The organism is Sporosarcina sp. ACRSL (assembly GCF_022346605.1).
Lineage (GTDB): Bacteria > Bacillota > Bacilli > Bacillales_A > Planococcaceae > Sporosarcina.
Genome location: NZ_JAKRNT010000020.1, coordinates 25,048 through 36,159, shown reverse-complemented (window position 1 = coordinate 36,159; position 11,112 = coordinate 25,048). Strand labels below are relative to the sequence as shown.

The 11,112-nt window shown below is 44.4% G+C and carries 8 protein-coding genes; 7 read left to right on the top strand and 1 reads right to left on the bottom strand.

The features are described from left to right. Positions 1–165 precede the first annotated feature (165 nt). The 7 genes from MHZ92_RS20535 (at position 166) to MHZ92_RS20505 (ending at position 7,944) form a co-directional block, all read left to right on the top strand. Entirely contained in the window at positions 166–1,788 is a 1,623-nt protein-coding gene (locus MHZ92_RS20535) for a helix-turn-helix domain-containing protein (protein ID WP_239433579.1), read from the top strand. A gap of 96 nt (positions 1,789–1,884) precedes the next feature. Continuing rightward, complete coding sequence (locus MHZ92_RS20530) at positions 1,885–3,357, top strand: aldehyde dehydrogenase family protein (RefSeq protein ID WP_239433578.1); 1,473 nt, start codon at positions 1,885–1,887, stop codon at positions 3,355–3,357. Between the two features lie 12 nt (positions 3,358–3,369). Further along, positions 3,370–4,257 carry an NAD(P)-dependent oxidoreductase gene (locus tag MHZ92_RS20525; RefSeq protein WP_239433577.1) on the top strand — a complete coding sequence of 296 codons (888 nt, stop codon included), beginning with the start codon at positions 3,370–3,372 and terminating at the stop codon, positions 4,255–4,257. Positions 4,258–4,275: 18 nt separating this feature from the next. Beyond that, positions 4,276–5,088 carry a DUF3100 domain-containing protein gene (locus tag MHZ92_RS20520; RefSeq protein ID WP_239433576.1) on the top strand — a complete coding sequence of 271 codons (813 nt, stop codon included), beginning with the start codon at positions 4,276–4,278 and terminating at the stop codon, positions 5,086–5,088. Further along, positions 5,085–5,525 carry a hypothetical protein gene (locus MHZ92_RS20515; RefSeq protein WP_239433575.1) on the top strand — a complete coding sequence of 147 codons (441 nt, stop codon included), beginning with the start codon at positions 5,085–5,087 and terminating at the stop codon, positions 5,523–5,525. The genes MHZ92_RS20520 and MHZ92_RS20515 overlap by 4 nt, the downstream gene beginning before the upstream one ends. Positions 5,526–6,083: 558 nt before the next feature. Continuing rightward, complete coding sequence (locus tag MHZ92_RS20510; protein WP_239433574.1) at positions 6,084–6,692, top strand: transposase; 609 nt, start codon at positions 6,084–6,086, stop codon at positions 6,690–6,692. Positions 6,693–6,765: 73 nt separating this feature from the next. Beyond that, the gene (locus MHZ92_RS20505) at positions 6,766–7,944 is read left to right on the top strand and encodes an amidohydrolase (RefSeq protein WP_239433573.1); all 1,179 of its coding nucleotides are present in this window, start codon (positions 6,766–6,768) and stop codon (positions 7,942–7,944) included. 117 nt (positions 7,945–8,061) lie between these two features. Here MHZ92_RS20505 and MHZ92_RS20500 read toward each other — a convergent pair whose 3' ends face one another. Further along, positions 8,062–11,016 carry an S-layer homology domain-containing protein gene (locus tag MHZ92_RS20500; protein WP_239433572.1) on the bottom strand — a complete coding sequence of 985 codons (2,955 nt, stop codon included), beginning with the start codon at positions 11,014–11,016 and terminating at the stop codon, positions 8,062–8,064. Positions 11,017–11,112 lie beyond the last annotated feature (96 nt).

Here is an 11,112-nt window from a genome sequence, read left to right as displayed (position 1 = left end):
ACTGATTTAGTCGTCGTTCCTTACCTACATTAGGAGCTTTTTTGTTTTTATTCAAGTTATCTATTTCTATTTACTGTACTTTTTTACTTTTATTTCTTGCTATGCAACGCTAGTGGGCACCACAAAAAAAGAACCATAAAAAAGCACGAAAGAGGGGGTTGGGGGATGGTGGAGCTTACGTATGAGCAGTGTCAGCAGTTGTTTAATATTAATGCGCTGTTGACGCAAAGTTTGGATGAACGCAGCGTATTGCAGAATTTGATGAAGGCTGCGATGGATTTGGTGAAACGGGCCGATACGATCATTATTTATGAATGGGATGAGAATGGGTATCTTACCTTTTCGGATGGAATTGGACTGGATGTTGAAGCGATTCGCAATGTGAAGTTCCGCGCGGGAGAGTCGATTACAGGGAGGGCTTTTCAGCAGAAGCGTACTTTTAATGTGGCGCTTGAACAAGCGAAGGCGTATATGAAAAATATGTCACCTGAAAACGCATTCCATTTTCAGCGTGCGGTTCATTATAGAGAGGTGCAAAGCATTCTTGCAGTTCCGCTCATTTATCAGGATAAAAGCATTGGCGTCCTCGTCGTTGATAATTTCGATACGCACGGTGATGTGTTTTCTGAGGAAGAAACGATTATTATTAAAATTTTGGCAAACCAGGCGGCGATCGCGTTGACGAACAGCCGTTACTACAAAGAGCTCCAACGTCGGAATGCCGATTTGCTGACGATTCAAGGGATTCACGAAAAATTTTCCGCGATCCTTCTCGAAGGCAAAGGCATTACACAAATTGTCGATGTGCTGAACCGGATTGTCACCCAACCTGTCTCTTACAGTGAAAATGCGGAAACCGAGCGTCCTCAATTCCCTATTGTTTCGTCGGATGAAGTGCTCGGCTATTTTCATCTTTCCTGTCCTATTGAAGCGTATTCCAGCTTGGAAAAAGTCGCAATTGAGCAGGCCGCAAATGCTGTAGTTCTTGAATTGATTAAACAAAACAATCTGTTTGAACGCGAAAACAAAATGAAAGAAGAGTTGTTCCATAAATTAATGGAAGGTACTTGGGATCATCAAATGACTTATTATAGTCCATTCAACAAGCTGACGAAATACAAATCAGTCACTTGCATCCTGATGGAAGGAAGGAAGAAGCCACTTTGGCTCTATGATTCGATCATGTCAAAAGAGCGCGTCATGAGAAAAATGGAAAATACGTTGCAGCGTATCGATCCGGACGTCATCGTCTTTAACCGTGGATTTACAGTGTTAGTGTTGGCACCGAAGCTCTCCAAAGCAATTTCCTCCGCATTGAAACAGCTGGCGAAAGAATACGCGACTGCGGAATTGGTCATTGGCATCGGTCGAAACGTTCATGTCCAACAAGTGAGCGATAGCTACCGCGAAGCGAATGATGCATTGCAATTAGCAAAGAAATCACGGGAGAGGCTTATGATTCGGTATGAAGAACTCGGATTCGAAAGGCTTTGGCATAGTATTGACGATGACACATTGCAGCAATATGTCATCGACCACCTCGGACCGATTCTGCATGGCGATCCGGTAGATTTCGAGACGTTGCAGACGTATATCGAACTGAACGGCAGGCATAAAGAGACTGCTCAACAGTTATCCATCCACCAAAATACACTGACATACCGCTTGAAAAAAATTGAAGATGCCCTTTCCGTTGATTTACGGGATAAGAAGGATTTATTGCGACTTATGACCGCCTTTGAAATCTTGGACTACTTGCCTACTTATGCTGTGTCTCCTACCAATTAAATCGAGAATTTTTTGTCCTGTATAACATACCAACTTCTTTATCAAAATTTTATAATTAATGAGAATGCTATCAAACCGATAAAGGAGAGACTGCAAATGCGAGTAAATCAAGAGAAAGAAATTCAAATTTATCAAAACTATATTAACGGCGAATGGGTATCATCGACTACCGGTGAATTATATGAAAGCACCAATCCGGCGCGGACAAGCGAAGTGCTTGGCAGATTTCCGAAGTCTTCCGTTGAAGATGTGAGATACGCGATTGCGAAAGCGAAGGAGGCGTTCCCCGCTTGGGCCAATACGCCAGCACCTGTACGGGGTGAAGTGATTTTCAAGCTAATTAATTTATTGGAAGAACAGAAAGAAGAACTTGCTGTCATTATTACGAAGGAAGTCGGAAAATCGATTCGTGAAGCACGGGGGGAAGTGACGAAGACCATCCAGGCGATGAAGCAATTCAGCGGAGAAGCGACACGCCTCGCAGGTGAAACGCTCCCTTCTTATAATGAAGGAATCTTCGCTTACACGGTTCGAGAGCCTTTAGGTGTCGTCGGTGTCATTGCACCGTACAACTTCCCTCTTGGAATCGGTGTATGGAAAATTGCACCCGCCATCATTGCAGGAAACACAGTCGTTTTTAAACCGGCAAGCACGACTTCGCTTATTAGCGTAAAAATTGTGGAGCTTTTTGAGCAGGCAGGCGTTCCGGCTGGTGTCGTCAATATGGTCATGGGATCAGGCTCCGTCATCGGAAAGGAATTCGGTGAGAATAAAGAGCTGAAAGCCGTATCGTTTACAGGTTCCACAGAAGTCGGAGTCGCATTAGGCAAAGCCGTCAGGCAGCACGGTGGAAAGATGCAAGCTGAAATGGGCGGAAAAAATCCGGCAATCATTTTGGAAGATGCCGATTTGGATCTCGCTATTGACAGTGTTGTAACGAGCGGTTTTTATGATAACGGACAGCGTTGTACAGGGACGAGCCGGCTGTTCGTGCCGAAGTCGATTTATCGTGAAGTGATTGATCGCCTCGTCGCAAAAGCGGAGTCATTAATTATCCAAGATGGAATGAATGAAGACACAAATAACGGCCCTGTGATTGACGAGAATCAGCTGAACACGTATTTGCACTATGTCCAGATGGCGATCGACGAAGGTGCAACATTAGAAACCGGAGGAAAAAGGTTAACGGATGGCGATTTGAAGGATGGCTATTTCGTTGCTCCGACTGTTTTCAGCGGCATGCGCCCTGATATGACAATTGCAAAGGAAGAAATTTTCGGGCCGGTCATTGGCGTGTTTGAAGTAGAAGGTTATGAGGAAGCGTTAGCGATGGCAAACGATATCGATTTCGGACTTTCTTCTACTATTTATACGAAAGACTTGGAAAAGGCATTTCATTTTGTCCGGAACATTGAATCCGGCGTTACACATGTCAATCTGCCTTCAACGTATTTTGAAAACCATTATCCATTTGGCGGGAAAAAGGAATCCAGTATCGGGCCGCGTGAACAAGGAAGTACAGCTTTGGACTTCTGGACAGATGTGAAAACCGTCTATATGAAGCCGTAAGGGGGAACCAACATGAAAATTCGAATGATCGGATGCGGCGCGATGGGAGCGGGGATGGTTAAAAATTTGTTGAAACACGGATATGACGTTTCCACATACGACCCGGACCCGTCGAAGCAGGAGCAAATGAAGAAGCTAGGCGCTGCTCCTGTTTCTTCATCCAGTTATGGACTATCGGAAATAGATGTCGTACTATTGTCTTTACCAACTTCAGCGTTGGTTGAAGAGACGTTGATTGGTGACAAAGGAATTCTTCAGCATTTGAAGAAAGGTTCCCTCATCTTAGACATGAGTACGACCGATGTACGCGTGACGAAGCAGCTGGCACAATCAGCAGCGGAAAAATCCGTCCATTTCTTGGATTGCCCTGTCAGCAACGGTCCTGCCGGGGCGAATGACGGCACATTGACGATCATGGTCGGCGGCGAAGAGCACACGTTCCATTCAGTCTTGCCTGTTTTGGAATCGATCGGGAAAGAGATTCGGTATATCGGTCCTTCAGGTTCAGGCCAGGTCGTGAAGCTTTGCAATAATATGATGGTTGCTGGAATTACAGTGTTGCTGAGCGAAACGTTTGTGGCAGGTGCAAAGAATGGCGTGGATCCGATGAAAATTGCGGAGCTCATGTCGATCGGATCCGCGCAAAACAAAGTCCTGTCCGTCTTCGGCCCGAATTTGTTAAATGATACGCACCATGATGTGAAGTTTTTCTTAAGCCATATGGCGAAAGACGTGAACCTTTACATGGACATGACGAAAAGCACCCAATCCCCTGCCCTGCTCGGCTCCATCGTTGAGCAGTTGTACGAAGCAGCGAAGTTGCAAGGGAAAGGGCATTTGGATTCAAGCGCAGTCGGGCAAGTCGTGGAATGGATGGGGAACTATAAAATCTGCAACTAATGGAAAGAGGGGAAATGTGTGAGAGATAAAATCAAACTTCATTTGATCGTGCTAGCTTTTGTTGTTGTGGGTGAATGGATCGGGGTTAAGCAATTTAACCTTGGCGTCGGCACGATCGCATTATTTCCAATTCTGTACGTTCTCATCTTTGGAGGAATCGTCAGCTGTCCAAAATTCAAGCTGATGACTGAGAAGCAAATGAAAAGTGCCGCAACGATTTTAGGAATTTCATTTATGCTATTCGTTGCGAAACTTGGAACGATGCTCGGTCCTTCCCTTCCGAAGATTTTCGAGGCGGGCGCTTCGCTTGCCTTCCAAGAAGTCGGTCACGTCATTGGGACTATCGCCATCGGACTGCCGATTGCTTTATTATTAGGAATGAAACGGGAAGCAATCGGAGCAACGTTTTCCATCGACCGTGAGCCAAACCTCGCCATCATTGCCGAAAAGTATGGTGCCGATTCGCCTGAAGGCCGTGGCGCGCTTGGCGTGTATGTGTGTGGAACCGTATTCGGGGCTATTTACTTGGCGTTATTGGCAGGATTCCTTGGAAGTCTCGGCATCCTCCATCCGATTTCGCTTGCAATGGGTGCGGGTGTCGGATCGGGAAGCATGATGGCAGCCGCTTCCGGTGCATTAGCGGTTACTTTCCCGAATGATGCGGATGACATCGCGTTATTTGCAGCTGCGGCTAACTTGATCACGACGATTCTTGGAACTTATATTTGTGTCTTCTTCTCCTTGCCAGTTACAGCCCGTCTGTACGAATGGTTAGAGCCAAAGATTGGTCGCAATCGACTGTCCGTTACGAAAGGGGGCGACGAATCATGATTGAAAAAGCGAAAGTGTTAACCATCATCGGACTTATAGCCATTATCGGTAACTGGGTCGGCTATGGCGTCAATCCAATCGAAGCGCTTCCAGGTATGATTCTAATCGTCATTGTAACGGTTATCGGACTAGCACTAACTGCCTATTTACCGATTAAGATTCCTGCAGTCGTCTGGATTTCATTTATCGCACTGTTCGCCACGACGCCAATTTTTCCCGGCAACGGATGGATTGTCGAGCAAACATCAAAAATCAACTTCATGGCACTTGCAACGCCAATTCTAGCTTATGCGGGATTATCACTCGGAAAAGATATCGAAGACTTCAAAAAGCTCGGCTGGCGCATCGTCATTGTGTCACTAGTCGTCTACACAGGAACATTCCTCTTCGCCGCCCTGTTCGCAGAAATCGTCTTCAGAATCCAAGGACGTTTTTAACTGGAATTGCGTCGGTGCCTGTGCATCATACATTTATAACAATTCGATAACGCGTATATAAATACAGCAGGAAGACAACCAAAGATTGATATGGTTGACTTCCTGTTTTTTTATATGCAATTGTAGTGTATAGTCAGAATTGCGTCGGTGCCTGTGTAACACAAATTTATAACTATTTATCGGAATGTATAAAAGAACATTAAACGAAAATCTAAATGTTGATACCAATGACTTCTTATTATTCCTTATACAATTGTATTGTATAATCTGAATTGTTCGGTGCACAGGCACCGAAAAGATACAGTGCTCTTGAAAATTCTTTTTTGCCGTGTTTTCCGACATAAAAAATCGTTTTTGCCCACTTTTTCTCACTTAAAATCTATTTTTTCGTTTTCTGATGAATTCAGAAAGTTGTCAGTCTATTCGGAAAACGACACAGTTGGAAAAAAAGAAAGTGGTGACCGAAAATCGCGTCTGTAATTATGAGTGTTGGGTTGCAAGGGATGAAAGGACATAAGGTTGCTGTGGAGCATATCCCTATCGTCGCGGGTGAATGATATGGCGAGAAAGAAGCGATATTGGAATCCGTATGCTTATTTCCATGTGACGATGCGCGGTAATAATCGACACCCTATCTTCCAAACAGAAGAAGACAAACGAAACTTGATGCGTGCTTTCGGATATGTGTATGATAAATATCCATTTACCATGTTGGCTTATTGCATCATGTCCAATCACTATCACTTACTCATTCGGTCTGAAGTGGAATTAAGCAAAGTGATGGCCCGCATCAACCGTAGATACAGCGACTACTTTTCCAAACGGTATGACCATGTCGGACGTATCTATGAAAAGAGATACTTTTCCAAACTGGCAAATGGACCAAGGGCGATACTGGATATTAGCAGTTACATACATCGCAATCCGATTGATACGAAAGTTCCAATGGTGAAGTCGTTGAAAGATTACCGCTTTAGTTCATTTCAATATTATGCTGATAGCGATCAAAGCCCGCCAAATTTTTTAAAAACTGATCTACTGTCAACATTTTTACCAAAACCATTCGAAACAACGAACCATGCCTACCAACTCTATTGTTTAGCGTACAAGCAAGACATTGAGAAGGTGTATGAAGAGATGCCTCCCGAGCAAATTCCGAACCTTTAAAACGGTTTGAGCAGTCGATTGAAGGGTAAATTAATAAAATTGAGGAATTATTGTATGAAAGGAATGGTCACCAATGAAGCAACAGCTGATGAAGATGCTCGAACAACGTAAAGATGAAATGATTGAAATCAGGCGTTATCTCCACGAGTATCCCGAATTATCGTTCCAAGAGGAAAAAACAGCCCAGTACATTACTGATTTTTATAAGGGAAAAGATGTGGAAATCCAAACGAATGTCGGAAATGGATACGGGATCATCGTAACGATTAAAGGAGGAAAACCAGGCAAAACAATCGGTCTGCGTGCAGACTTCGATGCGCTTCCTATTCACGAAGAAACAGATGTGCCGTTCAAATCGAAAAATGAAGGGGTCATGCACGCTTGCGGACATGATGCGCATACTGCCTACTTACTCGTGCTCGCAGACTGTTTGATTGAACTGAAGGATGAGTTGGCGGCTACAGTTAAAATCATTCATCAACATGCAGAGGAAGTGCCTCCGGGCGGAGCGAAAAGCATTGTAGAATCAGGATTACTGGATGATGTGGATGCCGTCTACGGTGTGCACTTTTTCCCGACGAATCCAGCGGGTGATGTTGGATATCGCAGCGGCTATGCGATGGCGGGCCGAACTTACTTCAAACTGAGAATTCAAGGTGTCGGTGGTCACGGATCGTCTCCTCACCTCGCAAATGACTCCATTGTCGCAGGGGCCCATTTTGTCACGGCTATCCAAACCGTCGTGAGCCGTCGGTTGAATCCGTTTGATATGGGCGTTATCACTATCGGCTCTTTTGACGGAAAAGGCCAATTCAACGTCATTAAAGATAGCGTCGAATTGGAAGGCGATGTGCGTTATATGACAACGGAAGTTCAAGAGTTGATTGACACGGAAATCCACCGGATCACGAAAGGAATCGAAGAGGAATTCGATGTCAGATGTGAACTTGAGTATGTGCCGGATTATCCGCCGCTCTTCAACAATCCGGAAATTACGGCAGGAGTCGTCGCTGCGCTTCAAAACTCCACAGAGCCTGAAATCAAATCAATAGTGGAATTCCCAATGTTCTCCGGATCTGAAGACTTCGCCTACTACGCAGCCAAGTTCCCGTCCTGCTTCTTCTTTATCGGAAGTAAACCGAAAGGCGTTGAAAATGCCTATTTCAACCATCATCCAAAATGGGACATTGACGAAGACGCATTGTTAGTCGCAGCAAAAGCAGTAGCAGAGGTTGTTTGCAGCAACGTGTAAGAGGCTATCTGCTGCGAGAAACATTCATTAATACTTTTTGAATGCAAAAGGAAGTCAACCAAACATTGAGTTAGTTGACTTCCTGTTCCCCTGTTGCATAGGCATCTATTTTGGGGGTTATTTCACATACAACTTTTTAGATACAGCCAGATTTCCTTGGCTATCTCTTATCGGTGAAGATCCGTAATTGGTTAGTTCGACCGTTAAACTAGTGATATAGCTTGCATTCAAATTTACTGGAAATGCATCTGTCAAAGCTGTTTGATTTGTTGTATGGAGTGCCTCTAGAAAAATGTCTGAATTTGGACTATATCCTGCTACACCATCCACTTCGATATATAAAATATCCTGATTTCCATATGTTTGAGCATATTTCCCCACAGATGCTTTAATACCTGTTGAGTATGTGTTCAGTTCGGTATTAGACATAGTTATTGGTTCTAGTGAATTATTGCGCAATGGGACACCATTTACAGTGATTACAAAGTCCGTTACGTCGACGCCTTGTACGGCCTTACTGAAAGTAAGCACCAATGATGTATTAAAGGCACCGATTCTTGCATCGGTCATCTCAGGCTGAACACCACTAACAAAATAGACATTACCCGTCCCTGGTAACGCAATCGTGTTACCTGCGTTATCCCTAATGTTGTTGACAGTAAATAATGCATCTTTAGTTTCTTGGATTTCAATAGATGGGACGTGTACTTTTACCACAACAGAAGTTGCTCGATCAGCCGTTCCTGTAATTGCTGTCGTAACATAAGAACCAATCGGCAGAGCTTTTCCATCCCATGTATAGTTATTGATATCTTGAACGGTCGCCAAGTTTACGCCGCTATCTGTGTCAGTTACTGTATATATAGCTACTTGTTCTCCATTAAAAGCTTCATTCGTCGAACCTTTTGTAACATTACTCACTACTGGTCGAGTGCCATCAAACGAAGTCACATTCTCAACCACAAATGATTGATTCACAATTGTATTCGGATTCGGAATACCTGCTTTGTCTCGTACCGTGTTTGCCGGCAAGCGCAATTGGTATGTTCCGTTCGCTAAAGGTTGGTTAATAGTCAACGTATTGTTCGTAATCGTTGCGTTTAGTGAGTTAGAATAGTTCAAAATAATTTCCCTGGCCTCACCCGAACGTTGATCAATCAGCGTGATTCTATTATTACCGCCCATCTGAATGTCTTCATTGAAAATCGCAACGATTTTGCCATCCTTATACTCAATCGTCGTGAATGTAGGCGCAGTAATGTCTCTAGTCATCGTGACATTCGTCGAATAAAGGGCTGCGTTGTTGCCGACGGTATCTTTCACGTCAGCGTCGATAAATAGGACAGCACTGTAAGAATCCCGATAAACCACTCCAGAACCGGTGAGGACAACCGTTTTTGCATCTTTTCCAGCTGTTGCCGTCAAATTCATAACTGTGCCATTTGACTGGACGAGACGCGCTTTCCCTCTAAATGAAGCTACATTCATTTCTTTATCATACGTCACTTCTACACGGTTTTCGCCAATCACCTTGACATCCTTCACGGTTGGAGCGACTGTATCGGCCGAAATTGTGATGGAGGCTTCCACCGGATTTGGCGAAGCAAAGTTATTTCTATAGTCCTTCACATTCCGTAGGGTAACCGTTGCCGTCGTTCCCGCAGCAACTTGTTTGCTTGCCGTGACATTCAAACGGTTTGGATTGGAAGGGTCATTTGCTACTGTAGCTGCAATATCATTTACGTAAGCGATAACGCCAGATGCACTGACCGGCTCGTCAAACAATAGAGAAAATGAGTTTGTCGAAGTTTTCGCCGTCGCGGATCCTGAAACAAATTTCGGTGCCACATCGTCTTTTGCTTTCAGAATTGCAGTATATTCCTCGAATTTCCCACCAGCCGTAGCTTGGATTGCTTCAGTCGTTTTGACTGCATATTCACCGTCGAAAATCCATTGTGCTGTAATCGTCAACGTTTTTCCGTCTTCCGATAATGAACCCGTGAGCTGGCCTGGATTCACGGTTGCCCCTGATACCATCGTGAAGGTGATATTCCGTACTTTATTAGATGAATCCAAAACGGATCCCTTTGATACAGGTGTTGCAAACTTCACTTCCACTTGTTTCGCATTGATTGCCTTCACATCAGTGACAAAACGGTCATCTGCTGCATAGTCGAAAGTGATAGCAATTGTTCTTTCTGCTGTCGCATCCCCTTTTGTCAGCGTCACGATATAGCTGCCTGCCGACTTTCCTTGCGCCGCTTTCACTGTAACGCCTTTTTCAGTAATTAAGGAAGCCGCATATTTTTGCACAGCAGCGAGTTTAGTGTCATCCGTCGCCATAGGGCCTTTTGAAACTGTGACAGCACCCGCTTTTAATTGACCAGCTGCCGCATCTACCGCCACTTGATCTTCATCCACTTTCGGAACGACGAACGCTTCGCTTCTGAAGACGAATGAAGCCATTTGCCCCCGCGTCACGAACGCGTTCGGAGAAAATGTAGTCGGTGTCGTGCCTGTTGTAATTTCATGTGCATAAAGCGACCGAACAAATTCAATATGCCATTGCTTCGAATTGATGTCGCTGAATGGAAGACGAACGGATGGCGTCTCCTCCAAATCAAAACCAAGCACAATAATTTTCGCCATTTGTGCTCTCGTCAGACTTTCATGCGGTCGGAACGTATTGTCCTCATAACCTGAAATGATCCCCTCTTCGACAAGCGCGGCAATATAGCTGTAGTAAGGGCTTGTCTTACTAACGTCTTTAAATCCCGGGTCGACGATATTTTTCATATCCAAGTCGAGAACCATCGCTAGAAGTTTCGCCGCATCTTGCCTCGTAATATTTTGTCCAGGTTTGAACGTTCCGTCCGAGTACCCGCTAATCATGCCCGCTGACGTATACTTCATAACAGCTTCATAAAAGTGGTGACTTGGAATGTCTCTTACATCTGAAAACGAAGGTGTCTCCGCTTTCACCATTCCAGGCGCAACCGCCACAATCCCTGATGCTGCAACCGTAGTCGCTAACGCTGCTGTAAACATCTTTGTTTGTCTGTTTTTCTTCATCATCCATGCCCCCAATTTGTAGTGAATACAGTATGTAAATGGAACTTATTTTCACAATCTACCAAGCTAGTTAACTATTACTAGTATAAGTTATGT

Bases quoted from the DNA above. Each gene is read 5' to 3' on its own strand.
- MHZ92_RS20535 (WP_239433579.1), top strand. From the start codon at position 166: ATGGTGGAGCTTACGTATGAGCAGTGTCAGCAGTTGTTTAATATTAAT.
- MHZ92_RS20530 (WP_239433578.1), top strand. From the start codon at position 1,885: ATGCGAGTAAATCAAGAGAAAGAAATTCAAATTTATCAAAACTATATT.
- MHZ92_RS20525 (WP_239433577.1), top strand. From the start codon at position 3,370: ATGAAAATTCGAATGATCGGATGCGGCGCGATGGGAGCGGGGATGGTT.
- MHZ92_RS20515 (WP_239433575.1), top strand. From the start codon at position 5,085: ATGATTGAAAAAGCGAAAGTGTTAACCATCATCGGACTTATAGCCATT.
- MHZ92_RS20510 (WP_239433574.1), top strand. From the start codon at position 6,084: ATGGCGAGAAAGAAGCGATATTGGAATCCGTATGCTTATTTCCATGTG.
- MHZ92_RS20505 (WP_239433573.1), top strand. From the start codon at position 6,766: ATGAAGCAACAGCTGATGAAGATGCTCGAACAACGTAAAGATGAAATG.
- MHZ92_RS20500 (WP_239433572.1), bottom strand. From the start codon at position 11,016: ATGAAGAAAAACAGACAAACAAAGATGTTTACAGCAGCGTTAGCGACT.